The sequence below is a fragment of the Streptomyces sp. NBC_00440 genome (assembly GCF_036014215.1).
GTDB lineage: Bacteria > Actinomycetota > Actinomycetes > Streptomycetales > Streptomycetaceae > Streptomyces.
Genome location: NZ_CP107921.1, coordinates 933,128 through 958,526 on the forward strand (window position 1 = coordinate 933,128; position 25,399 = coordinate 958,526).

A 25,399-nucleotide genomic window follows, 5' to 3' on the forward strand; every position below is an offset into this window, starting at 1 on the left:
AGGCTCCGCCATGGACTCCCGATTCACCGAACTGCTCCGCCCCTTCCTGAAGAACGCCGGACCCGACGTCGTCATCACCCCCGGCACGGATCTGCGCAGGCTCGGCGTCGACTCGATGCAAGCCATCGAGCTGCTGTTCTCCGTCGAGGACACCTTCGGGATATCCCTGCCCGACGAGGAGCTCAACGACACGACGTTCGCCACCGCGGGCAGCCTCTGGCACGTGATCTCCGCGCAGCTCTCCGACGGCTCCGCCGGCCAGGTGGGCGCATGAGCACGGAGCCCGCGGCGAACGGCCCGCTGGACCTGACGGCCGCGCTCGCGGAGGTGACCGCGGTGACCGGCGAGCACGCGGCGCGGACCGACCGGGACGCGGAGTTCCCCGTCGAGGCGCTGGACGCCCTCCGCAGCACCGGTCTGCTCGGACTCATGGTGCCCGCCGCGCACGGCGGGCTCGGCGGCACCGTGGCGGACCTGGTGGCAGCGGCGCAGACGCTGGGGCGCAGCGACATGTCGGTGGGCATGATCTTCGCGATGCACTGCCAGCAGGCGGAGGCCATTGTCCGGTACGGCGACCGGGCGCTCCGCGACGAGCTGCTGCCGGACATCGCCAAGGGCGGGATCTATCTGGCGTCGGTGACGACCGAGGCGGGCAAGGGCGGTCATCTGCTGAGCGCTCAGGCCCAGTTGACCGGCGGCGACGGGCAGCTGGTGATCGACAGGTTCGCGCCGGTCGTGACCGGCGGCGGGTACGCCGACGGCTTCCTCATCACGATGCGCAGCCCCGGCGCCGTCACCGACAGCGATGTGTCCCTGGTGTACGCGCACCGGAGCCAGCTCGGCATCAGCGGCTCAGGGGAGTGGCAGCCGATGGGGATGCGGGCCAGCCACAGCGGCGCGCTCAAGCTGTCCGGCAGCGTGCCGGCCCGCCAAGTGGTGGGCGAGCACGGCGGGTTCCACGAGATCGCCGCCCAGGTCTTCGGTCCGCTGGCCCATCTGGGCTGGTCGGCCGTGTGGCTCGGCACGGCGGCCGGCGCCCTCTCCCGTGTCCTGCGACTGCTGCGCAGCCCGGCGGGCCGCGAACGCTTCGACCTGACGTCGGAACTCCTGCTCTCCCGGATCTCCCGGTCCCGGCAGCGTCTGGAGGCGGTGCACGCGCTGCTCACCCGGGCGCTGGGGGTGGTGGAGTCGGGCGGCGACCTCTCGGCCCCGGCACGTCAGCTGCTGCTCAACTCGCTGAAGATCACCGCTGCCGACGAGTGCCACGCGGCGGTGGACGGCCTGGTCACCGCGCTCGGGCTGCGGCACGGCTATCTCAAGGACTCCCCCACCCACCTCGAACGCGCCCTGCGGGATCTGCGTTCGGCGGCGCTGAACTACAGCAACGACCGGCTGCACCTCGCCGACGGCCGGCTGGCGCTCCGGGACCAGGGGGTGAACTTTGCCTGACACATCCCGCCGGGAGCGGCCGGGCGGCCCCGACTGGACCGCGCTCGACGCGCTGCCCGCCACGGCGAGCGGCGACCGGGTCTGGGCGGCGCTGGGCCGGGGCGGTCTGACCGCCCGCGCCTACCGTGACGGCTCGGTCGGGGCCGGGGCCGATCTCGACGGTCTCGACGGGCTGCTGGCCGCCGTGGACGCCCGCTTCTCGATCGCCGCCACGCTGTCGGTGAGCGTTCAGCTCGCCACCGCGCTGCCGGTCCTCGCGGCCGGTACCGCGCCCGCGGCCCGGTCCGCCCTGAAGGAGGCGCTCGCGGGCCGGACCGCGGTCTCGCTGGCAGCGAGTGACGTCACCGCGGGGACCGACCTCACGGCGCTGCGCACCGAGGTGCGGGCCGAGGACGACACCCTGGTGGTGACGGGCGGGAAGAACTGGATCGCCAACGCCACCACCGCCGGTCACCACCTCGTCCTCGCCCGGCACCGCCCCGGGCGGCACTTCACCCACTTCACCTGGGTCCTGGTGCCCGCCGACGCACCGGGCGTGGCGGTGACCCCCGCGGACTCGGCCCTCTTCGCGGACTCGGGCGCCGGCCACCTCACCTTCGACGGTGTACGGGTCGGGCGGGACCAGGTGGTGGGCCGGGCCGGCTTCGGACTGCCGCTCTTCGCCCGCCATATCGCCACCGAGCGGCTCGCCGGCGCACAGTGGGGCGTGTCCCTGTGCCGCCGCACCCTGCGGGACACCCGGCGCCATCTGGCCGCCCGCGCGCACGGGGACGGCACCCTGTGGGACCTGGAATCCGTACGCCAGCGGTTCGCCCGCTGCCTGCTGCGGCTGCGCGAACTCCAGGCACTGGTGGCGGAGTTCGGGGAGCCCGTGGTGTCCAGGTACGACACGACGGCAGCCGCCACGCTCAAGGCGGCCGCGGGCGCCACCGTCAGCGAGGTGCTGGCCGAATGCGGTCAGCTGTGGGGCGCGGCGGGCTTCACCACCGGCGGCATCCAGGAAGTACGCGCCCAGGCCGCGCTGTTCGGGATCGGCGGCGGTGCGAACGAGGTGGTGCTCGGCGCGCTGGCCGACGCCGCCGAGAGCATCCTGGCCGAGCCCGCACGGCCGGACGTACTGCGGTGAACACCGTGCTGGAGGTCGCGGACCGGGTCTGGGTGGCCGAGGCCGCCGCCGGCCGGACCCCACCGAGCACCCACCGGGACGATCTGCGCCGCGCGGCCCTGCTGCCCGAGTGGCGCGCCCGTGAATTCCTCGCCGGGCGCGGGCTGCTGCGCCGGCTGATCACCGCCGTCCACCCGGCGGCCGACGGGGCCCGGATCGCTGCGGACGAGCGCGGCCGACCCCGTATCGCGGGACTGCCCGGGGTGGGGATCAGCGTGTCGCACAGCGGAGGCGCGGTCGCGGCCGGGGTCGCCGTCGGACGGGCCGTCGGCGTGGATCTCCAGCAGCCCGCGGAATCCGTGTCGGCCCTGTTCGCCCGCCGGGTGCTGCACGGCCACGCCGACCGGGTCACCGCGCTGCCGCCGGAGCGGGCCGCCGAGGAGGTCGCCTGGGTGTGGACCGTCCAGGAGGCCTGTGTGAAGGCCAGCGGCGCGGGTGTCTCCGGCCGCCCCTGGACCATCGACGTACGTCCCGGCTCCCGGCACGGCCACTGGGGCGCGTACCGCTGGATCAGTCTGCGCGACCGGTCACAGACCCCGTTCAGCTGCGCGTTCTCCACGCGCCCCGCACCGGCCGCGTGCGGAACCGATACGTCCGGCAGCACCCCGGCATCCGGCGAGACCCCAACATCCGACAAGGACAGACCGTGAACATGCCCGCCCCACGGCACACCCTCGACGACTGGTTCGCGGCATCGGTCGCGGCCCACGGCGACCGTACGGCGCTGGAGACCGGCGACACCGAGCTGACGTACACCGAACTCTCCCTTCTCGCCGACCACTTGGCCTCGGCGCTCGTCAGCGGCGGGGACGGGGCGCCGCCGCGCAGAGTGGGGCTGCTGGCAGGGCGCAGCGTCGTCGCGTACGCGGGATACCTGGCCATCCAGCGCATCGGCGCCGCCGTGGTTCCGCTCGGTCCCGCGTTCCCCACCGAGCGCAACGCCGCGATCGTGCGCCAGGCGTCGCTGGACAGGGTCCTCAGCGACGGAACCGCCGAGCACCCCGGCCAACTGGACGTGCGGACAACAGAAATGACGGAAGGTGAGCTGCTCCGCCACCTGGACTCCCCCGCTCCGGAGCCGTCCGCCGTGGGAGCGGGCCCCGATGACCTCGCGTACATCATGTTCACCTCAGGATCCACCGGGGTCCCCAAGGGCGTCCCCATCCGGCAGCGGAACATCTGCGCCTACCTCGCCCACGCCGTACCGCGCTGCGCGGCGGGCCCCGGCGACCGCTTCTCGCAGACCTTCGAGCTGACCTTCGACCCCTCCGTCTTCGACATGTACACCGCGTGGGGAAGCGGCGCCGCCCTGGTCGTACCGGCCCGCGCCGATCTGCTGGCGCCGGTCCGCTTCGTCAACCGGCACGCCATCACGCACTGGAACTCCGTACCGTCGGTCATCTCGCTCGCGAAGCGGCTGCGCGCGCTCGGCCCGGGAAGCATGCCGACGCTGCGGGCCAGCATGTTCTGCGGGGAGCCGCTGACACTCCAGCAGGCGCGGGCGTGGCAGCGGGCCGCCCCCGGCAGCTCCCTGGAGAACGCCTACGGTCCGACCGAACTGACCGTCACCTGCACCGCGTACCGGCTGCCCGACGACCCGGAGCACTGGCCGGCCGCCGCCAACGGCACCGTGCCGATCGGCACCCTGAACCCCCGGATGGAACACCGTCTGTTCGGGAGCGAGCTGTGCGTACGGGGCCCGCAGCGCTTCCCCGGCTACCTCGACCCGGACAACAACGCCGGCCGGTTCCTCGAAGCCGACGGAGCCCCGTACGATCCGGCCACCGCGCTGACCGACACGCACTGGTACCGCACCGGCGACCGCGTCGCCCTGCTGCCGCCCGACGAAGGCGCCGGGTCGCATGACCTGCCGCTGGTGCACATCGGGCGCAGCGACCAGCAGGTCCAGGTGCACGGGTACCGGGTCGAACTGGGCGAGGTCGAAGCGGCGTTGCGCGGTCAGCCGGGAGTGAGCGACGCGGCGGCCGTCGCGCTGGCGACCCGGGCGGGCACCGAGATCGCAGCCGCCTACACAGGGGCCGCCGACAGTGCGAACGACGTCCGCGCGGCGCTCCGCGACCGCCTCCCCGCCTATATGGTGCCCGCCGTCCTCACCCGGCTGGCCGCCCTGCCGCTGAACGGCAACGGCAAGGTCGACCGTGCGGCACTCGGCGCCACTCTGGGCGAGGGCTCCGGCGCGCGGGGCTGACGGGGTACGGGCGTCGGCGGAAGCATCCGGGGTCATGGACGTTGTTCCCCGGTGGCTTCGGGGCCACCGCGGAACGCCGGGTTCGCAGACGTATCCGGGGTCACAACAGAATGGCGGAATGACCGGAGCCTGTCTCCGGTTGACCCCGACGGCACACCGCGTGCCAGTTCCGGTCAGCCGTTTCCCGAGGAGCCCGTCAAAGTGACCACCACCGCCTCCGCCAGCCGTGCGGCGCAGATCCTGTCCCGGCCCGTCGTCCTGAACGGCCTGACCGTCCCCAACCGGATCGCGATGGCGCCGATGACCCGGCAGTTCTCGCCCGGCGGCATACCGGGCGATGACGTGCTCTCGTACTACGCGCGCCGGGCCGCCGCAGGTGTCGGCCTGATCGTCACCGAAGGCACCTATGTCGGACACGCGTCGGCCGGGGAGAGCGACCGCGTTCCGCGCTTCCACGGCGATGACCAGCTCGCGGGCTGGGCGAAGGTCGCGGACGCCGTGCACGCGGCGGGCGGCACGATCGTGCCGCAGCTGTGGCACATCGGTATGGCCCGCACCGCCGGGCGGCCCCCGTTCCCCGACGCACCGGCCATGGGCCCCTCCGGCCTCCGCCTCCCCGAAGGCACCGGGGACGACGGCAAGGCCATGACGCAGCAGGACCTGGACGACGTGATCGGCGCGTTCGCGGAGGCCGCGGCCGCCGCCGAGCGCATCGGCTTCGACGGGGTCGAACTGCACGGCGCCCACGGCTACCTCATCGACCAGTTCCTGTGGCAGGGGACCAACCGGCGGACCGACGCGTACGGCGGTGACGCGGTGGCCCGCACCAGGTTCGCAGCCGAGATCGTGGCCGCGGTCCGCGCGGCGGTCTCGCCGACCTTCCCGGTGATCTTCCGCTTCTCCCAGTGGAAGATGCAGTCGTACGAGGCGAAGCTCGCCGGGACCCCCGAGGAGCTGGACGCCCTGCTGACCCCGCTGGCCGGAGCCGGGGTGGACGTCTTCCACGCCTCCACACGCCGATACTGGGAGCCGGAGTTCGACGGCTCCGACCTCAACCTCGCCGGCTGGACGAAGAAGCTCAGCGGCAAGCCGGTCATCACCGTCGGATCGGTCGGCCTGGACAACGAGTTCAGCAGCGCCTTCCGCGGCGAGGGCTCGCAGGTCAAGGGGATCGACAACCTTCTCGACCGCCTGGAGCGCGACGAGTTCGACCTCGTCGCCGTGGGCCGTGCGCTGCTGCACGACCCCCAGTGGGCGGCCAAGGTGCTGGAGGGGCGGTTCGGTGAACTGGCCGCCTACGACCCGGCGGCGCTGAGCACGCTCAGCTGACCGGCACCCGGCCTCCCGGCGGACCCGGTCACCTCGCCGGGCAGCCCCACTGATAGGTTTTCCGGCACACCCAGGACAGACCCGCGGCCCGCCGCGGGGAGAGCCTGCCGTTCAGACGCCTCGCACGCGGCAGCCCGGTCCCCCAAGACACACAGCAATAAGTCGTACACAAAGACGTACACACCGAGATCGTCGGCCTCGACGGTCCCCGGAAGCGCCCCTCCCACGCACCGTCGTGAGAGGGGCCGCTGTGATTTCGGCGCGATTCCGCCGGGTCGCTCCGGGGGACAGAGGGCGACGATCTTTCTCTGTTCCGGACTGTTTCCTCTGTTCCCGCCCTCTTCAGTTCCCTCCCTCTTCTGTTCCCGCCCGTTTCTTCTGTTCCTCCCGGTCACACCCACGGAAAGCACATGGAGCCATGGACATCAACGGATTCCCCCGCCAGTTCGCCAGGACCCGCCGCTTCACCCTCGGTACCCCCCGGCAGTTCACCGTCTCCCCGGACGGCGAACGCGTGCTGTTCGTACGGTCCGCGTCCGGCACCGACGCACGCGGTCTCCTCTGGATGTACGAGGACGGGCAGGAGCGTCTTCTCGCCGGTCACCCTGCACCCTCGGGGGGCGTGACCGCGTACGCCGCCGACCGGGACGCACGGGTCGTCGCCTACGCCGCGGACGGCGAACTCTGGACCGTCCGCGCGGAGTCCGGCCCGGAGCACCGTCCCGACAGCCCGCCGGGCGCCCCGGAGCACGCGTCGGCCACCGCCGCCCCGTTCCGTATCCGCACCGCCGGACCGGTGACCGACGCCCGGCCCTCGCCGGACGGCACCCTGATCGCATACGTCACCGACGGCGCCCTGCACGTCGTACGGACCGACGGGACGGCCGACCGGCTGCTCGCCGCGCCCGAGGACGCCGATGTCGGTTACGGTCTCGCCGACTACTGTGCGACCGCCTCGATCGGCAGGTCGCGCGGGTACTGGTGGTCCCCGGACAGCGACGCGCTGCTCGTCGCCCGGGTCGATACCTCGATGGTGCGCCGCCGCTACATCGCCGACCCCGCCGACCCGGAGAAGCCCCCCGTGGCCATCCGCTACCCGGCGGCCGGCACCCCCAACGCCGAGACCTCGCTGCTCGTGATCAGCACCGGGGGCGACCGCACCCCCCTCCCGCTGCCCCACGCGGTGCCCGAAGAGCAGACCCCGCCCGGTGCCTGGACCGCCCCCGCCTTCGAGTACCTGGTCTCCGCGTCCTGGGGAAGTGCCGGGCCCGTCGCCGTCCTCCAGACCCGGGACCAGCGCACGGTGTGGGTCGTCGCCGCCGACCCGGCGGGCGGCGGGTACGAGGTGCTGTCCCGGATGTCCGACGAGAACTGGGTGCGATTCCAGCCCGGCACACCGCCGCACACCCCCGGAGGTGTCCGGATCCTGCCCTGGGTCCGTGGCGATGTGCGCGGAATCCGGATCGGCGACGCCATCAGTCCCGAAGGCCTGTATGTGCGCGAAGTGGTGGGCTCGGTGGGCGAGCGGGTCTTCTTCACCGCGAGCGAGGAGCCGACGGAGGTCCATGTCTGGTCGTACGAGGAGGGGCCCGGGTTCGTCAGGCTGACGCAGGACCCCGGTGTGCACACGGCCGCCGCCGGTGGCTCCACGCTGGTCGTCGACAGCATGACGGAGAACGGCCAGTCGGTGACGGTGCGCCGGGCCGGGCGGCCGGACGGGCGGATCGCGGTGCTCACCGAGAAGCCGCTCGTCATCCCGGCGCCGGTCCATCTCACCCTCGGCGCACGCGAGTTGCGCAGCCGCCTGCATCTGCCCTCCTGGTACGCGCCGGGGCAGGAACGGCTGCCGGTGCTGCTCAGCCCCTACGCGGGGCCCGGCCTGCAAGTGGTGACCAGGGGGCGGGGCTGGTACACCGCCGTCTGCCAGTGGTACGCCGAGCAGGGCTTCGCCGTACTGGCCACGGACGGACGCGGCACCCCCGGCCGGGGCATCGCCTGGGAGCGGGCCATCGTCGGCGACCGGCTGGGGCCGGTGCTCGACGACCAGGTCGACGCCCTGCACGCGGCCGCGGAACGGTACGACGCCCTGGATCTGGGGCGGGTGGCGATCCGGGGCTGGTCGTACAGCGGCTATCTCGCCGCCGGGGCGGTGCTGCACCGCCCGGATGTGTTCCACGCGGCGGTCGCGGGCGCCGCACCCGCGGACCGGCGGCTGTACGACAGCTACTGGGAGGAGCGCTTCCTCGGCCACCCGGACGTCCAGCCCGAGGGGTACGAACGTTCCTCGCTGCTCCCCCACGCGCACCGGCTCTCCCGCCCGCTGATGCTGGTGCACGGACTCGCCGACGACAATGTGGCGCCCGCCCATACGCTGCGCCTGTCGGCCGCGCTGCTGGCCGCCGGCCGGCCGCACACCGTCCTGCCGCTGTCCGGTGCGGGGCACCTCGTCCACGCGGAAGGCGTGGCGGACCGGCTGCTGGCCCTGGAACTCGACTTCATCCAGCGGGCGTTGGCACGGACTGCCGACGTGTCCTGATCAGTCGCCCGCCGGATTCCCGGACTGCTTCCAGCTCGCGAGTACGTCGTCGGTCGTGGTGATCGTCGCCACGAGCGCGAGGGTGTTGCGGATCATCGCGGGGGTGTAGTCGGCGGGCACCCCCGCGATGGCGTCGGCCGGAACCACCACCGTGTAGCCGAGATTGACCGCGTCGAAGACGGCGTTGGGGATGGCGACATTGGCGGAGACCCCGGTGACGACCAGTGTGCGGCAGCCGATGTTGCGCAGCAGCGCGTCGACGTCCGTGCCGGCGATGGGCGAGAGGCCGTGCAGCCGCCGTACGACGAGGTCCTCGTCCGCCACCTCGACCGGCTCGGCGACCCTGACCGCCGGTGAGCCGGTGTGCTGCTGGACGGGGAGCCGGCCGGCCGCCCGGAAGAGCCGGGCGTTCCGGTTGGCGCCCCGCCCGTCGGGGCGCCGTTCCGCCACCGCGTGCACCACCTGCACCCCTGTTTCGTGTGCGCGGGCGACCAACTGGGCGACGCGCCCCAGGGCCCCCGACGACCTTGCTTCGGCGGCCAGTTCGGGCAGGGCGCTGTCCCGGCCGACCACGCCCTCCTGGCACTCGACGGTGAGCAGCACCGCCGTGGCGGGGTCGAGCTGCTGCGCAAGCTGTTCGGACGACGGCATGGGCCCTCACCTCTCGTGGAACGCGGCCCACCGGGCAGGGCCGGGCGCGCGAGGCTAACGCCCATTGCGTCATGAAGGAAGAGACTCCATGATTTCTGACACCTGATTCCTGACACACAGTCAGATACAGCCGAGACAGCGGGAGACGCCCCATGACCGACACCCAGCGCCGAGGCCGCAGGATCATGATGACGGACGCGGAGCGCGACACCTTCCTCGGCGAGCGGCGCACCTGCCGGGTGGCCACCGTCTCGGCCGACGGCCGTCCGCACGTCGGCGCCCTCTGGTTCCTCTGGGACGGCACATCGCTCTGGCTCTACTCGCTGACCCGCAGCCGCCGATGGTCGCAGCTGTCCCGGGACCCGCGCCTGGCCGTGGTGGTCGACGACGGCGAGGAGTACGGCGAGCTGCGCGGCGTGGAACTCTCCGGCAGCGCGGTCATGGTCGGCGAGGCGCCCCGTACGGGAGAGCCCTGCCCCGAACTCGACGCACCCGAGAAGCTGTTCGCGCGCAAGAACTTCGGGATGGACCTCATGCCGTACGACGGGCGCCACGCCTGGCTGCGGCTGACCCCGGACGCGGTCGTCTCCTGGGACTTCCGCAAACTCGGCTGACAAACCCGGCTGGGCGAACTCGGCTGACCGGTGGGCCGTTGAGCCCGCGCGCCACCCGGCCTCGCTCAGCCACCGGCTCCGTCCGGGCCCGCGCCCTCCAGACCCGCACCGGCCGCGTGCAGCGCGTCGACCGCCGCCCGGATGGAGGGCCGGCGGTCGGCGTCGGCGCGCCAGATCGCGTACACATGGCGCCGCAGCGCGTCCCGTACGGTGACGACCCGCACGCCGTCCGGCACCGGGCCCCGCCCCAACCGCGGCGCGACACCGACCCCGAGCCCGGCGGCGATCAGCGCCATCTGCGTGGGGTGCTCACCCGCGACATGGGAGATCCGCGGCTCGAACCCCTTGCCCCCCAGGGTGAACATCAGCCACTCACGGCAGAACTCGCCCTCCGGCCAGGTGATCCACTCGTCCTGCGCGAACGCCTCCAGCTCCACCTCGGCCGCGCCGGCCAGCGGATGGTCCGCGGGCACCGCGATATCGGCGATGTCGTCGAAGAGTGCGCGCTTGGCCATCCCTTCGGGCATCGCCGTGGGCTTGTTGTACCAGTCGAGCACCACGGCCACATCGAGGTCGCCGCGCACCACACCCCGGACACCGTCCTCACCCTCCAGCTCCTGGGAGCAGACCGCCAGTTGGGGATGGCCGGCCCGCAGCGAGGCGAGCACTCCGGGGAGCAGCCCGCGGGCAGCGGTGGGGAAGGCCGAGATCCTCAGCTCCCCGACCACCCGGCCGCGCTGGGCCTCCAGATCCGACTGGGCCAGCTCCACCTGGGAGAGGATCCGGGCGGCGTGGTCGGCGAGCAGCCGCCCCGCGTCCGTGAGGCGGACCCCCCGGCCGTTCTTGGCGAGCAGCGGCTGCCCCGCCTCCCGCTCCAGCTTGGCCAGTTGCTGGGAGACAGCCGAGGTGGTCACGTGCAGCCCGTCGGCCGCTCCGCTCACCGAGCCGTGCCGGGCCACCGCGTCGAGGATGCGTAGACGCTCCAGATTCAACATGTAAGCAATGCTAAGGCAACCACTCCACATAATCTCGCTTGTGCTACGAGATAGCACGGTCCAGAGTGGTCCGTATGAGCACCGCGATTCCCGCCAGGACCGTGTCAGCACCGGTCATCGCACCGCCGCCCACCACCCGCCGCCCCGCTGTCGACTGGCGCATCCGCTTCGCCCTGCTCTCGCTCATCTGGGGCTTCAGCTTTCTGCTGATCAAGGTGGGCACCGGCGGCTACGCGCCGTTCCAGGTCACTTTCGGCCGCCTCTTCTTCGGCACCGCCGTGCTGGCCGCGGCGATCGCCTTCAGGCGCGAGCGGCTGCCGCGCGGGGCGCGGACCTGGGGGCATCTCGCGGTCGCCGCCCTGCTGCTGAACGCGGCGCCGTTCTCTCTCTTCGCCTACGCCGAGCAGACGATCCCCTCGACGCTCGCCGGGATCTGCAACGCCACCTCCCCGCTGTGGGGCATGGCGCTCTCCCTCGTCGCGCTCTCCGAGGACCGCCCGACCCGCCGCAGGGTCGCCGGGCTCGGGGTCGGATTCCTCGGTGTCCTGACGGTGCTCGGCGTCTGGCAGGGCTTCTCCGGACTGGACTTCAGAGGCACCGCGATGGCCCTGGTGGCGTCCCTCTGCTACCCGGTCGGCTGGATCTACGTACGGCGCACCCTGGCGGGCACCGGCAGCTCCCATCTCGCCCTCACCGGTTCGCAGCTCCTGGTGGCGACCGTCGAACTCGCCCTGGTCACCCCGCTGTTCACCGCGCTGCCCAGGTCCTTCCCGGTGGTGCCGCTGCTCGCCGTCGCGGCCCTCGGCGCGCTGGGCACCGGCGTCGCCCTGCTGCTGCAGTACGGCCTGGTGGCCGAGGTCGGCCCGACCACCGCCCAGATGGTCACGTACTTCATCCCGGTGATCGCCACCGCGGCGGGCGTGGCAGTGCTGGGCGAGAACATCGGGTGGAACACCCCGGTCGGCGCGGTGATCGTGCTGGCCGGCGCCGCCCTGACACAGAGCAGGCCGAGGAGGCGCGGGGCCGGGCGGCGGGGCCGGCCAGCCGTGACATCGGCCGGGGGCGGCCAGTCGTAGCGCCTGCCGGGCACGTCAGCCGTAGCGCCTGCCGGACACGGTCAGTCGTAGCGCCTGCCCGGCGCGGGTCCGGCCGCCGACGCGACGGCGTCCGCGACCGGACCGATGTCGTCCGGGCCCAGCGTGGAGATCGTGACGCGCACCCCCGGCGGCGCGGCCATCCGGAAGCGGGCGCCGGGGGCGACGGCCCAGCCGGAGTGCAGCAGCCGCGCCACCACCCCGGTCTCGTCCGGCACCGGCACCCACACATTCATCCCGCTCCGGCCGCAGGCGTCGATGCCCTGCTCGGCCAGGGCCCTGACCAGCGACTCCCGGCGCCGCCCGTAGGACAGCGAGACCGCGGAGACATCGACGGCCCCCGAGCTCCAGAGCTGGACCACCGCACCCTGGAGCAGATGGCTGACCCAGCCGGGGCCGAGCCGCTGACGGCCCAGCACCCGGTCCACGGTGACCGCGTCACCGGTCAGCACGGCGAGCCGCAGATCGGGCCCGTACGCCTTGGACACCGACCGCACGAAAGCCCAGTTGTCCGCCACCGCCGCCAGCGGGCTCAGCGGCAGATCCACGATCCCGTGCCCGTGATCGTCCTCGATCAGCAGGACGCCGGGATGGTCGCGCAGGACGGTCCGCAGTACCTCGGCGCGCGCTGAACTCACCGCGGCGCCGGTGGGATTCTGCGCGCGGGCGGTGACCACGAGCGCGCGCGCCCCCTCGCGCAGCACCCGTTCCACCTCTCCCGGCAGCGGCCCCTCGCCGTCGAGCGCCATCGGCACCGCGCGCAGCCCCAGCGCCGGTACGAGATCCAGCAGGGCGCCCCAGCCCGGATCCTCGATGGCGACGGAGTCACCCGGCCTGAGGTGCGCGGCCAGCACCCGTTCGATCCCGTCGAGCGAACCGGACACCACGGCGACCGGCCCCTCGGGCACGCCGTCGGCGGCGAGGGCCGCGCGCGCCAGCCGTTCGAGCTCCGGGTCGACGCCCGCCTGCCCGTAGAGCACGGCCCGCTCGTCGCTGCGCGCGGCCGCGACCGCCAGGGCCCCGGCGAGCGGGGGCAGCAGGGCGCGGTCGGGATTGCCCGACGCCAGGTCCCGTACGCCGGCGGGGATGTCGGCCCTGATCGATTCACGCGCCGTGCTGGCCGGCCGGGGCCGCACCCGGCTCCCCCTGCGGCCCGCCGTCGCGATCACTCCGCGGTCGCGGAGGGTCCGGTACGCGGCGCCGACGGTGTTCGGATTGACCCCCAGCTGCTCCGCCAACTCCCGCAACGGCGGCAGGAGTTGCCCCGGCGCGAGCGCACCGGAGCTGACCGCACGCTCCACGCTCGCCGCGATGTCCGTTGCACGGCGCCCTTCGATCCCATATTCTCCTAGCACAAACGAGATTATGCACTAATGCAATGGAGTACGCAACATGGAGAACGCGATGTCCGAGACCCCTCCGGCCTCTCCCCGGCAGCAGGACGCGCCCTACGTACCGACCGCGCGGACCGTTCCCACCCGCTCCCGGGAGCGGGCCTCGTACGACCGTGAACTGGTGCACTCGGTACTGGACGAGGGATACGTCTGCCACCTCGGATTCCTCCGCGACGGTGCGCCCGTCGTGCTGCCGACGCTGTACGCGCGGGTCGGCGAGCGCCTCTACATCCACGGCTCGACGGGCTCCCGCCCGCTGCGGGCGGCCGGCGAGGCGGACCCCGGCATCCCGGTCTGCCTGACGGTCACCCATGTCGACGGTCTCGTCCTGGCCCGGTCCGCGTTCCACCACTCGATCAACTACCGGTCGGTGGTGGTCCACGGAACGGCCCGCCAGGTCACCGGCGCCGACGAACGGCGCACCGCTCTCGACGCGATCGTCGAGCAGGCCGTGCCCGGCCGGTCGCACGACTCACGCCCGGCGAACGCCAAGGAGCTGGCGGCAACTGCTGTGGTCCGCCTGGACCTCGACGAGGTCTCCGCCAAGGTCCGCGCCGGCGGCCCCAACGACGAGCCCGAGGACCTCACCCTCCCGTACTGGTCGGGTGTCGTACCGCTGACCCGCGGATACGGCGCACCGGTCCCGTCGGACGACCTGGACCCGGCCATCGCCCTGCCGGGCTACCTCGACCGGCGCTGATCCCGCTCCGGGAAGCGTGGGCGAGAGGCTGCCGCCGCCCCGGACCGGCTCAGACCGGTACCGGGCGGCGCCGCGCCGCGGCCGCCCGCATCTCCCCGTACGCGAGACCGGTGACGGCCGCGAGCAGCAGCAGCGTGCCGAGGACGGTGGCCGTGGTGAGACGCTCCCCGAGCAGGGCGACAGCGATGACCGCCGCGCTCACCGGTTCCAGCAGCATGATCACCGAGACCGTGGCGGACCGGACGACCGCGGCCCCGGTGAAGTACAGGGCGTACGCGAGCGCGGTGGGCACCGCGGCCACATAGGCCAGCAGGCCCACCACCCTGCCAAGATCGACGGTGTGCGGGAACAGCCCCTCCGCCACGGCGAGCGGCAGCAGGACGACGGTACCGACGGCGAGGGACCAGGCCGTCGTCGACAACGGGTCGCCGCCACCGCTCCGGCCGAACCACCGGGTCAGCAGGGTCATCGCCGCGTATCCGGCGGCGGAGAGCAGCGCCCAGCCGACCCCGGCGGGGCGTACGGCTCCGCTGCCACTGCCCAGGACGAGCACCACAAGTCCGCCGAGCGCACCCGCGACGGCGGTGATCCCGCCGGCGCCCAGCCGCTCCCCCAGAGTCAGCCGGGCACCGACGGCGATGAGCACGGGCCCGGCGCCGAGAGTGACGACGGTGGCCACGGCGAGCCCGGTGAGCTGGACCGCGGCGAAGTAGGCGACCTGGAAGAGCGTGAACGCCAGGCCGGTGGCAGCGGTGCGCAGAGCCGGACGCGTGCGGGGTTCGGCGGGGCGGGGCACACCGCGCGGTCGGCGGCGCACGGCCCGCACGGCGAGCAGCAGCACCAGGCCGCCGGCGCAGCGCCAGAACGTGAGGGAGACGGGCCCGAGATCACTGGCCCGGTAGAGCAGCGAGGCCCCGGCCCCCGCGGTGCCCCAGGCCGCTCCGGCCACGGACAGATAGATGAGACTCCGGCGGACGGACAGCCCGGCGGCAGGGTTCGGCGTATGCGTCACGTACGTGCTCCATGAGGGAAGACTGAGAAAGGGCGGTCGCTGAACTCCGTGCGCGGGCAGCGACGAGCCGCTCGGGAACAACCCGAGCCCGGTCTCCGTCAGTGGATGCGGCCGCCCGCGCTATGCAGCGGGGGGCGGCAGTACGGTGAAATGCATGGCCAAACCCTAACCGAAGGCCTCGTTCACGGGTTCGCGCTCCGCTCCGCTGCGGGCAACTCGGCCCCCACGGCGGGAGTTGCGCCCGCCACCGGGCCCGAAGGGGGCTTCGGCGCCGAGGACTGGGCGACGAACGCACCGATCAGCACCACCGCCCCGCCCGCGATCTGCGGCGCGGAGAGATGCTCCCCGAGCAGCACCCAGGCGAGCACGGTCGCGATGACCGCTTCGAGACAGGCGACCACCCCGGCCACCTGCGGGGAGAGCCTGCGGATCGAGACCACGCCGAAGACATACGCGACGACGGTGGCGATCAGCACGATCCAGCCGAGCAGCAGCCAGGCGGGCACCCGTGTCCCGTTCATGTCCGCCTGACCCGCCAGCAGTGACCAGTCCATCCGCCACGGGCGGGCGACCACCGTCAACAGGGCGGTGCCGACGAGGAGTCCGTACGCGATGACGCCCAGCGGGTCGGTCCGGTCGTCGCCGTCGCCGCCGTGGTCCGACAGGACGAAGTAGCCGACCTGGCAGCAGGCGGCGCCCAGCGCGAGCAGCAGCCCGATCGCGTCGAAGCTCAGCCCCGACCAGACCTCGACCACACAGGCGAGCCCCCCGGCCGCGAGCACCACCCCGAGGGCGGCGGCGCGCGTCACCGGCCTGCGCTGCACGAACCGGACCCAGCCCAGGACGAGCGCGGGCGCCAGGTACTCGACCAGCAGGGCGACACCGACCGGGATACGGGAGAGGGCCGCGAAGTAGCAGGCCTGGACGCCCGCGACGGCGAGCAGTCCGAAACCGATGAGCAGCGCGGGCCTGCGCCGTACGAGGTCGCGGTGGCGCCAGGCGACGGGCAGCATCACCAGGGCGGCCCCGGCCACCCGGAGCCAGACCACTTGCAGCGGGTCGAGACCCGCCTCGATCAGCGGCTTGGCCGCGACACCCGATCCACCGAACGCGAAGGCCGACACCAGGGCGAGTCCCAGGCCGACGCTCTTTCCCCGAGACGCACGCATCGGCACATCATCGCAGGTGGGATCGGGCGCGTCACCACCGACGGGTCTGCCGGGTGCCGCCCTCCAGGCGCCCCGCGAGGAACTCCGCGTCCACTCCTGCGCGGCCCAGCACCTCCACGGCGCGGCACTCGCGGTCGCGGGCGAGCGCGGCCAGCAGGTCGAGCCCGCTCGCCCGCCGGTTCCCGTCCTTCCCCGCTCTCTCCAGGGCGCCCTCCATGGCCGCGACAGCGGCAGGCGACCAGCCCGCCACCCCGGGCTCGGTCACCACCGGAACGGCCCCCGAGTCCTCGACCGACCCCTGCCAGCGCAGCCCGTAGCCGATGCTGCGCTGCACGAGATAGCCGAGCACCCTGGCCACCTGGGGGCCGCCCTCGAAGGCTGCCCGCACCTCGGGGTCGGTCTCGATCACCGAGTGCAGCAGATGGGCCGTGTCGATCTGCCGGTCGCCGTCACGCAGCGCACGCCGGCGTGCGCCCGCCACGACCGTCGCCAGTTCCACGGTGAGCCTGGCTTCGATGTCGGCTCGGGACGGGGCGGGCTGGTCGTCCGGCTGGGTAGGGCTATGCACATCTCCCAGCTCATCAGCCACCCGCGCCCGGAACATCCCCGCCGGGGAGCATTTACCCGTCCGACGGAAGTTGGGCACGCCCGCCGGGACTCTCCTCCTTACGGATGAGACGGCGATTGCGCGCGAAACGGGCGCACGCCCCCTGGAGGGTGTCCGCACGCCCGGGCCCCCGTGTCCGCACACGCCGGGCTCCTAGGCCCGCCCCTCCGTCCACCCGCGGACCGGCCGATGAGACCTGACGGTTCATCAGTATTGAATGTTCCGGGTCCAGGGGCTACGTTCCGCGACATCACAACCCGACGAGAAGGGGTGGTCGCATGGCCGAAGTCAGCGCCGAGGCTCGGATCGAAGCACCGGCCGAGAAGGTCTGGTCCCAGCTGACCGACTTCAGCGCGTACGGCGAGTGGAACGCGACACACACCAGCTTCCCGAAGGGCGGCCCGGCCAACCTCGCCGTGGGGGCCACCTTCGAGGAGAACATGAAGCTCATGGGCTTCCCCGCGGAGGTGAACTGGACGGTCGACGAGCTGACGCCCGGGGCCCTGCTGGTCACCCGCGGCAAGGGCCCGATGGGTGTCAGCCTCGCGATGCGCTACTCGCTCACCCCGGAGGGCGACGCCACCGTGGTCCGGATCGACGGCGAGTTCACGGGGGCCGCCGTGTCGCTGATGGCCGGCAAGCTCAAGGACTCGGCGACCGCCGCACTCCAGGAGTCCCTGCGCAAACTCGCCGGCCTGGTGACCTGAGCCCGGCAGGCCCCGTACGACAGCGGCGCCCCCACGGATGTCCGTGGGGGCGCCGCCTCGGCCGCTGGACCGGTCTCAGTCCTCATCCTCATCGGCCAGAATCAGATAGAGCTTCTTCCGGGATTCGCTGATCACGGCCATCGCCTTCTTGCGCTGCTCCGGCGTACCCGTCCGGAACACCTGGCCGAACGCTTCCATCAGACCGAAGCCGGCCTGACGGATCTCGTTCACCGTCTCCCAGTCACCGCCACGCCCGGCCCCTTCCCAGGGAGCGTCCGGGCCCTCGTCGGCCGCCGTGCGCCCCGGCTCCGTGAGCGTGAACAGCTTCTTGCCGCCCTCGCTCTCGCTGGCGATCAGCCCCTCGTCCTCAAGGAGCTGGAGCGTCGGATAGACGGAGCCGGGGCTGGGGCGCCAGGCCCCGCCGCTGCGCTCGCCGATCTCCTGGATCATTTCGTAACCGTGCATCGGCCGGTCCTTGAGCAGCGCCAGGATCGACGCGCGTACGTCACCGCGGCGCGCCCTCCCCCGGGGTCCGCCCCTGCCGCCGCGCCCGCCGAACGGGCCACCGAACGGCGGACCGAACGACCCGAAGGCGCCGCGGCGCTCCTCGAAGTCCCCGCCGTGACGGCCGGGGCCGCCGTGTCCATGTCCGTGTGCGTGTCCATGGGAACGCATCGCACTCACTTCCTTACATCGTTGATCTGTCGCGATGCGTCAACGATATATCGGGACTGTTCGTTTAGCAATCTTTTCCGGGCCACTCCCCCGCGAGTGGCCTTGGCCTGTGGTGTTGCCCCGCGCCTACGGTCTGTCCCATGCGCATACGAATCGTCGACGCCTTCACGGACCGCCCCTTCGCCGGCAACCCGGCCGGGGTGCTGCTCCTCGACTCCTTTCCGGACGACGGCTGGCTCCAGAGCGTGGCGGCGGAGGTGAACCTCTCCGAGACCGCGTTCGCCCACCCGCTGCCCGCCGGCGGCGAGGCCGACTGGGCGCTGCGCTGGTTCACCCCGGCCACCGAGGTCGACATGTGCGGCCACGCCACCCTGGCCACCGCCCATGTCCTGCACACCACGGGCGCGGCGACCGGCACCGTCCGCTTCGCGGCGCGCTGCGGACTGCTCACCGCGACGGTCGGCGAGGACGGCGCGATCACGCTGGACTTCCCCACGTCGCCGCTCACCGAGGAAGCCGTCCCGGTCGGTCTCAGTGAGGCGCTCGGGGCCCGGATCACCGGGGTGAGGGACACCGGGCCGCACATCGGGGACCTGCTCGTCGAGGTCGCCGACGAGCAGACGGTCCGCTCACTGTCGCCCGACTCCGCGGCGCTGAAGGCCCACTCCCGGCGGGGCATCATCGCCACCGCCGAGGCGGACGACCCCTCGCTCGGCTACGACTACGTGTCGCGCTGCTTCTTCCCCCGCGTCGGCATCGACGAGGACCCGGTGACCGGCAGCGCCCACACCGCACTGGCCCCGTTCTGGTCGGCCCGGCTGGGCCGCGACGACCTGACGGGCCTCCAGGCCTCGGCCCGCTCCGGCCTCGTACGGACGGCACTGCGCGGCGACCGGACGCTGCTCACCGGCAGCGCGGTCACCGTCATCGACGGCGAACTGCACGTCTGAGAAGGACGGCCGGCCCTCTCAGGGCGCCGGGACGGGCCATCCGTCGCAGCACCGCGAGAGGGCCGGCCGCCGCAGCGCCGATCCACAGTGGGGTGGCCGCTCACCCGGTGGGCAGCCACCCCACCTTCCCGGCCAGCAGCGCGTATCCGACGAACGCCCCGATGTCGAGCAGCGAGTGCGCGACGACCAGCGGTCCGACCCGCCCCCAGCGCCGGTAGAGCAGCACGAACACCACGCCCATCGCCACATTTCCGAGGAACCCGCCGACCCCCTGGTAGAGGTGGTACGAACCGCGCAGCACCGCGCTCGCCGCCAGAGCGGCGATCGGGGTCCACCCGAACTGCCCCAGTCTGCGCAGCAGATACCCGACGACGATGACTTCCTCCAGTACAGCGTTCTGCACCGCCGAGAGGATCAGTACCGGGATCTTCCACCACACATCGGGCAGCGACTCCGGCACCACGGTCAGGTTGAACCCGGTGGCCCGCGCGCCCAGATAGAAAGCGAGGCCCACACTGCCGATCCCCGCCGCGATCAGTACCCCACGGCCGAGGTCGGCCCGGAGCCGTGTCCGGTCGAAGCCGATCGCACGCAGGCCCGACCCCTCGCGCAGCAGCAGATGCACCACCAGCGCGACCGGCACCAGGGCCGTCGCGATCCCGAAGAGCTGCCAGGCGAGATCCAGCCATGGCCGCCCCGGCGCGTACGACCCGTTGAGATTGGCGGCCTGGTGTTTGAGCCCTCCTGGTTTCGTCAGTGCCCCGATAAAGCTGATCAGTGCCGAAACGCCGCTCGCGCCGAGCGAGAGTGCGAGTACCAGCACCGTCTCGGACCGCAAGAACCGCTGCGGCACCCCCTGTGTGGGAACAAAATCAGCCACGCGCTCGCCCTCCGCCTGCACACCTGCCTCCAGTTGGCCAATCGCGCCTCATCCCCACCACCGTGCCACTAGGGTCTCGAATACAGGTACGAAGATCGTGCACGACAGGCCGGGGGACGGGCGCCAATTCGGTGGCGCGCTCCCCCTTTTCCTTGTTCGTCCTTCAGGGGAGGAGCACCACCGCATGGGACGTCACAGCTTGCCCGATGACCTCACGGCACCGGCAACCCGGCCCCGTTCCGGTGCTCGGCGGCGTCGTACCGTCGCCATCGCCACCGTGCTCGTCCTCGGTGCGGCAGCGGGCACGGGCGTGGCTGTCGAGCGCGGCGTGTTCGGGCTCTCCGGTCCCTGCCACGGCTCCGCGGTGAAACTGCGCATGGTGGCATCGCCCGATATCACCCCGGCCGTACGCACGGCTGCCGAGCGGGCCCGCGAGGACCATGTGCGGTCGGACGGCCAGTGCCTGGACATCACGGTCACAGCACGCGACTCGTACGAGGTCGCGCACGATCTGGGCACCAGCAGCGCCGAGCCGGGGTACCAGATATGGCTGCCGGACTCCGGGGCATGGGTGGACCGGGCCCAGGACACCGGCGAGAACGTCCCGCTCACACCCGCGTCCAGCATCGCGGAGTCCCCGGTCACCCTGGCCATGGTGCCCTCGGCCGCCAAGGCGCTGGGCTGGCCGGAGAAGACCTACACCTGGGCCGGGCTCACCGCGGCTGCGACCGGCTCGGGCAAGATCCATATCGGCGCGGCCGACCCGGCCCGCAGCGCCACCGGGCTGCTCGCCCTCAGCAGCATCGCCCAGTCACCGGGCCAGGCAGCGAGTGGCGACACCCAGGTCGCCGCCACCGCCAAGGTGCTGTCCCGGCGCATCTCGGACGCGGATTCCAAGGTGCTCGCCACACTCGCGCAGGACGGGTCCGGTACGGAGAAGGACGACCCCCACCGCAACCAGGCCCTGGTCCTGTCCGAGCAGGCGGCCTTCGCGCACAACACGTCGCGGGGCGGCGCCCGGAAGCTGCGGCTCTTCTACCCCAAGGACGGCACGCCCCAGCTGGACTACCCGTACACGGTGGTCGACGAGGCGGCGCTGACCACCGATCAGAGCCGGGCAGCGATGCGGTTCATGACCTATCTCGGCGAGGGCGTCAGCCGCACCGTGCTGGACCGGCAGGGCTTCAGGATCCCGGACCGTCCCGCGACGGCGAGCCGGGTGGAGGCGGCGGGCGGGCGCACCCCGCAGCCGTACACCGACGCCTCCCCGGAGCCGCCGTCCGAGGACGTTCTCGACGAGACGCTCGGCATGTGGACCATCACGGTCCAGAGTGCCCGGCTGACCACCGTCGTCGACGCGTCGGGCTCGATGTCCACCCCGGTGCCGGGAAAGGGCGGGCAGACCAGGATGGACATCACCAGAGCGTCCTTGCTCAAGGCCCTCGACCAGTTCACGCCGGAGGACGAGATCGGGCTCTGGGACTTCGCCACACACCTCGACGGAACGCGCGACTACCGCAAGCGCGTGCCGACGGTCCGCCTCGGCGGTCCGGCCCAGGGCGGCGGGACCCAGCGCGGCGGGACCCAGCGCGGCGGGACCCAGCGCGACCGGCTCGCCGCAGCCTTCTCCGCGCTGCGGCCCGTGCGAGGTGGCGCCACCGGTCTGTACGACACCACGCTGGCGGCGTTCCAGGACGCCCGGAAGACCTACGCCCGCGGGAAGTTCAACGCGGTGGTGGTGCTCACCGACGGCGTCAACGAGGACGACCACGGCATCTCCCGCAGCGCCCTGATCGCCAAGCTCCGGGAGCTCACCGATCCCGAGCGCCCCGTGCCGCTCATCATGATCGCGGTGGGCCCCGACACGGACAGGACCGAGGTCGAGCAGGTCGCCAGGGCGACGGGTGGCGCGGGGTACCAGGTGAGCGACCCCTCTCAGATCAACTCGGTCCTGCTGAAAGCGGTCATGGCGGTCGGCGGGCGCTGACCGGGCGCTGACCGGCCGGCCGGGCATCGGCGGGCAGCGCCCCGCCGCGCGTTCACCGCCCGCGAGCCGTCACCGTCCCCGGCGCGCTCACCGCCCGCGAGCCCTCGCGGTAGCCGGAACACCCTCCGGCCAGGAGTGCACCGGTTCGCCGCCCGCCATCAGCTCGGCGTACCGCCGGGTGGTGAGCGCCAGCGCCTCGCGCCGCCCGAGCCCCGTCTCCAGCGCCCGGTGGAACGTGTCCACCTGCCAGGAGGCGCCGTTCGTACGGCGCCTGCACCGCTCCTCGATGACACCCAGGCAGCGGTCGCGGTCCGTGGCCTCTATCCCCCAGGCGTCGAGCCCGGCGGCGGCCAGCGGCAGCAGCTCGTCCCTGACGAGCCGCACCACGGGCACCGCCGTGACGCCACCTGAGCGCCCGGGCCCGGGCCACTCCAGTTCGGCGTCGATCCCGTACCGGCAGGCCGCGTCGAAGTTGCGCGCGGCGGCCTCGAAGGGCAGCCGGCGCCACACCGGGCGGGAGTCGTCGGCGAGCGCCCTCACCAACCCGTAGTAGAAGGCCGCGTTGGCCATCACATCCGTGACGGTGGGGCCGGCGGGCAGCACCCTGTTCTCGACCCGCAGATGCGGCACACCGTCGGCCACGTCGTAGACCGGGCGGTTCCAGCGGTAGACGGTCCCGTTGTGCAGGACGAGTTCCTGAAGGCCCGGCACCCCGCCGTCGTCGAGCACCCGCAGCGGGTCCTCGTCGTCGCACAGCGGCAGCAGCGGCGGAAAGTACCGGAGGTTCTCCTCGAAGAGGTCGTACGCCGAGTCGATCCAGCGCTCACCGAACCAGGTACGCGGCCGCACCCCCTGGGCCCGGAGTTCCGGCGGGCGCACATCGGTCGCCTGGAGGAAGAGTGGGGGCCGGGACTCCCGCCACAGCTCCTTGCCGAACAGGAACGGCGAGTTGGCACCCAGCGCGACCTGCACGGCGGCGACGGCCTGCGCCGCGTTCCACACATCGGCGAACCGCGCCGGAGTGACCTGCAGGTGCAACTGCACCGAGGTACAGGCCGCTTCGGGCGCGATCGAGGACGAGGAACAGGTCAGCCGTTCGACGCCGGTGATGTCGAGGTCGAAGTCCTCACCGCGGGCCGCGCGCATCTGATCGTCGAGCAGGGTGTAGCGGTCGGCCGACGAGAGGTTCGCGGCGCCGAGATCCTGCAGCTCCAGCGTCGGCAGGATTCCGATCATCACGATCCCCGCGTCGACTTCGGCCGCTTTTCTGTGCGCGTATGCGAGACCGGTACGGAGCTCCTCGGCGAGCTGGTCGAAGACACGGCCGCCCAACCGGTGCGGGATAATATTCACTTCGAGATTGAACATCCCGAGTTCCATCTGGAAATCACGGCTCGCGATGCGGTCGAGCACCTCGGCATTCATCATCCGGGGCATGCCGTCGGCGCCCGCGAGATTGAGTTCGATCTCCATCCCCATGAGATTTCTCGGGCGGTCGAACCTCTTCTCCTCCAATAGTCTCTCCAGTACCTCCAGACACTGCTGCAGCTTCCTCCGGTACCGCTGCCTGCCCGACGGATCGACACCGTCCGCCTCCAGCTTCTCCCCCATCGGGGCACCCCTCCACGCGTGTGCGGCGGCAACGGCCGCCCGGGTCACGGTCGATAATGCCCACACTCGGTGATCCGTAACTCCCCCCACCCGGATTCCGGAGCGAGTAAGGTGACGAGAAGATGACGTGTGGCACATGACGTTTGGCACATTCGCCGGGCAGACGCCCGGTGCAATTTCCAAGCCTGTGCGACTCCGTGACCCGGTGAAAACGACCGACGGTTTTCGGCCGACCACTCGCACGGGGAACCGTGAGGCCACAGGAGCGCGCCTACGCTAAACCGGGATAATCTCCGCAGGAGAAAGACCGAATAGCAACTTGTTTGCAATATCCGCGTCAGCTAGTTGAAACCCCGCGTGAACACGTGTCGTATAAACTCCGCAGACGAGGCAGAGAGTTGGCGCCCCGGCCCCCGGAGAGTGCGGTACCCCTCCACGCCCCACGGCCCCCCTCTGCCCCTGCCTGCTGACAGTGCTGTCCGCACAGCCCACGCATCAACGTGTCTCCGAAGTGAGAGGCGACCACATCATGCCGCTGTATGTCCCTCCGGCTCCCGCGCCGGCCCTGCGCAGCGTCCTCGCGGCACTCGGCTCCCCCACTGCCGTACGCGAGGCCCGAACCCCGGCTCTCCGCTCCGCCCCGGGACCGCTCACCCCCGAACTGCCCCTTCCTGTTTACGTACTGGACCAGATCATGCCGAGCGGCGGGACCCCACGTACCCGGCTCACCGGCTGGCGTTTCCTGATCCGCAGCGGCGATCGCGCCGTGGCCGCTGCGGACACCAAACTCACCGCCGACGGCTGGACCTTCTCGCACTTCTTCGAGGGCCCGTACGCGACCGCCACCGGAAGCGCGCTGCGCCGGGCCGAGGCGATGGACACACCGTTCCAGCCCCGGCTGCTGTCCGTGCCGGAGCTCTACATGCTGACGCTGTGGCTGCACGGTGACACCGGCGCCGACGCCTCGGTCTCCGGCACGATGCCGGCCCCCACGGACCTGCTGGTGCCCCTCGCACCCGCACCGCCCGGCATCGCCGCGCACCGCCCGCACCGGGTGTCGGAGCTGCTCCCGGTGATGACGATGAGGCTGTCACCCCCGCTGCTCAGCTCGTCCGCCTGACAGCTGCCGAGCACCACCGCGCGCCCCGTGACCACATCAGGTCGCGGGGCGCGGCGCTCTTCCTGCCCATCCGGTCTAGCCCGGTCGGGCCACCTTCGAACCACCCGAACAGGCAGTCAAGTTGAGCTGAACCGTCCGCACGGGTGATGCGTCCTTATGCTGTAGCAAGTGCTGCCGTGAAATACCTGCGGATTGACGTCCGTAGGGCAACACTGGGATCACCGACTGATCGGGGGGCGGCCATGAATTCCGCATCGAGCCGCAGGACACTCACTACAACGCAGCGAAAGAACGCATCCATGTGCCAGCACCAGCCCACCTGCCCGTCTGCCACCTCCGCCGACCGGGAGGCCGCGCTCCTCGTCGCGCACCATCCGGAGCAGGGCTGGAGTCTGCTGTGCAACGGCGTTCTCATCTTCGAGGACACCGGTGAACTGCTGCCCGACGGCCAGATCATCGCGCCGCACCGCCCCCTGGGTTCGGGACTGGCGACCGCGGCCTGACCCTGTTACGTCCGCAGAAACAGAACTGCACAGCCACAGCGA

General features: G+C 72.2%; 24 protein-coding genes. 15 read left to right on the forward strand and 9 right to left on the reverse strand.

Translation table 11 applies throughout. The features are described 5' to 3' along the window. The first annotated feature begins 10 nt into the window (after positions 1-10). The 7 genes from OHB13_RS04180 to OHB13_RS04210 all read left to right on the forward strand — a co-directional run bounded on the left by OHB13_RS04180 (position 11) and on the right by OHB13_RS04210 (position 8,688). Positions 11-274 (forward strand): acyl carrier protein, encoded by a 264-nt coding sequence (locus OHB13_RS04180; protein WP_266859202.1) that lies wholly within the window; start codon positions 11-13, stop codon positions 272-274. Continuing rightward, on the forward strand, positions 271-1,449 hold the full coding sequence (locus OHB13_RS04185; RefSeq protein ID WP_266859200.1) for an acyl-CoA dehydrogenase family protein: 1,179 nt from the start codon (positions 271-273) through the stop codon (positions 1,447-1,449). The genes OHB13_RS04180 and OHB13_RS04185 overlap by 4 nt, the downstream gene beginning before the upstream one ends. Then, a complete protein-coding gene (locus tag OHB13_RS04190; protein WP_328375744.1) occupies positions 1,442-2,575 on the forward strand; it encodes an acyl-CoA dehydrogenase family protein in 1,134 nt (377 codons plus the stop codon). The genes OHB13_RS04185 and OHB13_RS04190 overlap by 8 nt, the downstream gene beginning before the upstream one ends. Then, positions 2,572-3,264, forward strand: coding sequence for a 4'-phosphopantetheinyl transferase family protein (locus tag OHB13_RS04195; RefSeq protein WP_328375746.1), 693 nt, complete (start codon positions 2,572-2,574; stop codon positions 3,262-3,264). The genes OHB13_RS04190 and OHB13_RS04195 overlap by 4 nt, the downstream gene beginning before the upstream one ends. Positions 3,265-3,266: 2 nt before the next feature. Further along, complete coding sequence (locus OHB13_RS04200; RefSeq protein ID WP_328380207.1) at positions 3,267-4,823, forward strand: AMP-binding protein; 1,557 nt, start codon at positions 3,267-3,269, stop codon at positions 4,821-4,823. 201 nt (positions 4,824-5,024) lie between these two features. Beyond that, the gene (locus tag OHB13_RS04205; protein ID WP_266859196.1) at positions 5,025-6,152 is read left to right on the forward strand and encodes an NADH:flavin oxidoreductase; all 1,128 of its coding nucleotides are present in this window, start codon (positions 5,025-5,027) and stop codon (positions 6,150-6,152) included. A 418-nt stretch (positions 6,153-6,570) separates the two neighbouring features. Next, complete coding sequence (locus OHB13_RS04210; RefSeq protein ID WP_328375749.1) at positions 6,571-8,688, forward strand: LpqB family beta-propeller domain-containing protein; 2,118 nt, start codon at positions 6,571-6,573, stop codon at positions 8,686-8,688. Here OHB13_RS04210 and OHB13_RS04215 read toward each other — a convergent pair whose 3' ends face one another. Then, positions 8,689-9,339 (reverse strand): cysteine hydrolase, encoded by a 651-nt coding sequence (locus OHB13_RS04215; protein WP_328375751.1) that lies wholly within the window; start codon positions 9,337-9,339, stop codon positions 8,689-8,691. A gap of 152 nt (positions 9,340-9,491) precedes the next feature. Here OHB13_RS04215 and OHB13_RS04220 point away from each other — a divergent pair, with 152 nt between their 5' ends. Beyond that, positions 9,492-9,953 carry a pyridoxamine 5'-phosphate oxidase family protein gene (locus OHB13_RS04220; RefSeq protein WP_328375753.1) on the forward strand — a complete coding sequence of 154 codons (462 nt, stop codon included), beginning with the start codon at positions 9,492-9,494 and terminating at the stop codon, positions 9,951-9,953. 65 nt (positions 9,954-10,018) lie between these two features. On the opposite strand, the gene OHB13_RS04225 is transcribed toward OHB13_RS04220, so the two are convergent. Then, positions 10,019-10,948, reverse strand: a complete 930-nt coding sequence (locus tag OHB13_RS04225) for a LysR family transcriptional regulator (RefSeq protein WP_328375755.1) — start codon at positions 10,946-10,948, stop codon at positions 10,019-10,021. Between the two features lie 74 nt (positions 10,949-11,022). On the opposite strand from OHB13_RS04225, the gene OHB13_RS04230 reads away from it, so the two are divergent. After that, entirely contained in the window at positions 11,023-12,024 is a 1,002-nt protein-coding gene (locus tag OHB13_RS04230) for a DMT family transporter (protein ID WP_443062922.1), read from the forward strand. A gap of 41 nt (positions 12,025-12,065) precedes the next feature. Here the strand turns inward: OHB13_RS04230 and OHB13_RS04235 are convergent, their stop codons facing one another. After that, on the reverse strand, positions 12,066-13,397 hold the full coding sequence (locus tag OHB13_RS04235) for an aminotransferase class I/II-fold pyridoxal phosphate-dependent enzyme (RefSeq protein ID WP_328375759.1): 1,332 nt from the start codon (positions 13,395-13,397) through the stop codon (positions 12,066-12,068). Between the two features lie 49 nt (positions 13,398-13,446). Between OHB13_RS04235 and OHB13_RS04240 the strand changes: the two genes are divergently transcribed. Continuing rightward, entirely contained in the window at positions 13,447-14,136 is a 690-nt protein-coding gene (locus OHB13_RS04240) for a pyridoxamine 5'-phosphate oxidase family protein (protein WP_328375761.1), read from the forward strand. Between the two features lie 49 nt (positions 14,137-14,185). On the opposite strand, the gene OHB13_RS04245 is transcribed toward OHB13_RS04240, so the two are convergent. The 3 genes from OHB13_RS04245 to OHB13_RS04255 form a co-directional block, all read right to left on the reverse strand. Beyond that, positions 14,186-15,148: a DMT family transporter gene (locus OHB13_RS04245; RefSeq protein WP_328375763.1), complete on the reverse strand. Its 963-nt coding sequence runs from the start codon at positions 15,146-15,148 to the stop codon at positions 14,186-14,188. A gap of 182 nt (positions 15,149-15,330) precedes the next feature. After that, on the reverse strand, positions 15,331-16,317 hold the full coding sequence (locus OHB13_RS04250; protein WP_328375765.1) for an EamA family transporter: 987 nt from the start codon (positions 16,315-16,317) through the stop codon (positions 15,331-15,333). A gap of 31 nt (positions 16,318-16,348) precedes the next feature. Continuing rightward, positions 16,349-16,921, reverse strand: coding sequence for a Clp protease N-terminal domain-containing protein (locus tag OHB13_RS04255; protein ID WP_328380208.1), 573 nt, complete (start codon positions 16,919-16,921; stop codon positions 16,349-16,351). 281 nt (positions 16,922-17,202) lie between these two features. Here OHB13_RS04255 and OHB13_RS04260 point away from each other — a divergent pair, with 281 nt between their 5' ends. After that, a complete protein-coding gene (locus OHB13_RS04260; protein ID WP_266859177.1) occupies positions 17,203-17,631 on the forward strand; it encodes a type II toxin-antitoxin system Rv0910 family toxin in 429 nt (142 codons plus the stop codon). Positions 17,632-17,706: 75 nt separating this feature from the next. Here OHB13_RS04260 and OHB13_RS04265 read toward each other — a convergent pair whose 3' ends face one another. Continuing rightward, the gene (locus tag OHB13_RS04265) at positions 17,707-18,306 is read right to left on the reverse strand and encodes a PadR family transcriptional regulator (RefSeq protein ID WP_266859175.1); all 600 of its coding nucleotides are present in this window, start codon (positions 18,304-18,306) and stop codon (positions 17,707-17,709) included. 140 nt (positions 18,307-18,446) lie between these two features. Here OHB13_RS04265 and OHB13_RS04270 point away from each other — a divergent pair, with 140 nt between their 5' ends. Beyond that, positions 18,447-19,256: a PhzF family phenazine biosynthesis protein gene (locus OHB13_RS04270; RefSeq protein WP_328375768.1), complete on the forward strand. Its 810-nt coding sequence runs from the start codon at positions 18,447-18,449 to the stop codon at positions 19,254-19,256. Positions 19,257-19,356: 100 nt separating this feature from the next. On the opposite strand, the gene OHB13_RS04275 is transcribed toward OHB13_RS04270, so the two are convergent. Then, positions 19,357-20,136 (reverse strand): CPBP family intramembrane glutamic endopeptidase, encoded by a 780-nt coding sequence (locus OHB13_RS04275; RefSeq protein WP_266859171.1) that lies wholly within the window; start codon positions 20,134-20,136, stop codon positions 19,357-19,359. 184 nt (positions 20,137-20,320) lie between these two features. Here OHB13_RS04275 and OHB13_RS04280 point away from each other — a divergent pair, with 184 nt between their 5' ends. Beyond that, on the forward strand, positions 20,321-22,123 hold the full coding sequence (locus OHB13_RS04280) for a substrate-binding domain-containing protein (RefSeq protein WP_328375770.1): 1,803 nt from the start codon (positions 20,321-20,323) through the stop codon (positions 22,121-22,123). Positions 22,124-22,210: 87 nt separating this feature from the next. Here OHB13_RS04280 and OHB13_RS04285 read toward each other — a convergent pair whose 3' ends face one another. Beyond that, the gene (locus OHB13_RS04285; RefSeq protein ID WP_328375772.1) at positions 22,211-23,734 is read right to left on the reverse strand and encodes a glutamate--cysteine ligase; all 1,524 of its coding nucleotides are present in this window, start codon (positions 23,732-23,734) and stop codon (positions 22,211-22,213) included. Between the two features lie 529 nt (positions 23,735-24,263). On the opposite strand from OHB13_RS04285, the gene OHB13_RS04290 reads away from it, so the two are divergent. Both OHB13_RS04290 and OHB13_RS04295 read left to right on the forward strand, forming a co-directional pair. Continuing rightward, the gene (locus OHB13_RS04290) at positions 24,264-24,854 is read left to right on the forward strand and encodes a hypothetical protein (protein ID WP_328375774.1); all 591 of its coding nucleotides are present in this window, start codon (positions 24,264-24,266) and stop codon (positions 24,852-24,854) included. Between the two features lie 299 nt (positions 24,855-25,153). Further along, positions 25,154-25,357: a DUF5999 family protein gene (locus tag OHB13_RS04295; protein WP_323183871.1), complete on the forward strand. Its 204-nt coding sequence runs from the start codon at positions 25,154-25,156 to the stop codon at positions 25,355-25,357. Positions 25,358-25,399 lie beyond the last annotated feature (42 nt).

Bases quoted from the DNA above. Each gene is read 5' to 3' on its own strand.
- OHB13_RS04180 (WP_266859202.1), top strand. From the start codon at position 11: ATGGACTCCCGATTCACCGAACTGCTCCGCCCCTTCCTGAAGAACGCC.
- OHB13_RS04185 (WP_266859200.1), top strand. From the start codon at position 271: ATGAGCACGGAGCCCGCGGCGAACGGCCCGCTGGACCTGACGGCCGCG.
- OHB13_RS04200 (WP_328380207.1), top strand. From the start codon at position 3,267: ATGCCCGCCCCACGGCACACCCTCGACGACTGGTTCGCGGCATCGGTC.
- OHB13_RS04210 (WP_328375749.1), top strand. From the start codon at position 6,571: ATGGACATCAACGGATTCCCCCGCCAGTTCGCCAGGACCCGCCGCTTC.
- OHB13_RS04215 (WP_328375751.1), bottom strand. From the start codon at position 9,339: ATGCCGTCGTCCGAACAGCTTGCGCAGCAGCTCGACCCCGCCACGGCG.
- OHB13_RS04220 (WP_328375753.1), top strand. From the start codon at position 9,492: ATGACCGACACCCAGCGCCGAGGCCGCAGGATCATGATGACGGACGCG.
- OHB13_RS04225 (WP_328375755.1), bottom strand. From the start codon at position 10,948: ATGTTGAATCTGGAGCGTCTACGCATCCTCGACGCGGTGGCCCGGCAC.
- OHB13_RS04230 (WP_443062922.1), top strand. From the start codon at position 11,023: ATGAGCACCGCGATTCCCGCCAGGACCGTGTCAGCACCGGTCATCGCA.
- OHB13_RS04240 (WP_328375761.1), top strand. From the start codon at position 13,447: ATGTCCGAGACCCCTCCGGCCTCTCCCCGGCAGCAGGACGCGCCCTAC.
- OHB13_RS04250 (WP_328375765.1), bottom strand. From the start codon at position 16,317: ATGCGTGCGTCTCGGGGAAAGAGCGTCGGCCTGGGACTCGCCCTGGTG.
- OHB13_RS04255 (WP_328380208.1), bottom strand. From the start codon at position 16,921: ATGTTCCGGGCGCGGGTGGCTGATGAGCTGGGAGATGTGCATAGCCCT.
- OHB13_RS04260 (WP_266859177.1), top strand. From the start codon at position 17,203: ATGGCCGAAGTCAGCGCCGAGGCTCGGATCGAAGCACCGGCCGAGAAG.
- OHB13_RS04265 (WP_266859175.1), bottom strand. From the start codon at position 18,306: ATGCGTTCCCATGGACACGCACACGGACATGGACACGGCGGCCCCGGC.
- OHB13_RS04270 (WP_328375768.1), top strand. From the start codon at position 18,447: ATGCGCATACGAATCGTCGACGCCTTCACGGACCGCCCCTTCGCCGGC.
- OHB13_RS04280 (WP_328375770.1), top strand. From the start codon at position 20,321: ATGGGACGTCACAGCTTGCCCGATGACCTCACGGCACCGGCAACCCGG.
- OHB13_RS04285 (WP_328375772.1), bottom strand. From the start codon at position 23,734: ATGGGGGAGAAGCTGGAGGCGGACGGTGTCGATCCGTCGGGCAGGCAG.
- OHB13_RS04290 (WP_328375774.1), top strand. From the start codon at position 24,264: ATGCCGCTGTATGTCCCTCCGGCTCCCGCGCCGGCCCTGCGCAGCGTC.
- OHB13_RS04295 (WP_323183871.1), top strand. From the start codon at position 25,154: ATGTGCCAGCACCAGCCCACCTGCCCGTCTGCCACCTCCGCCGACCGG.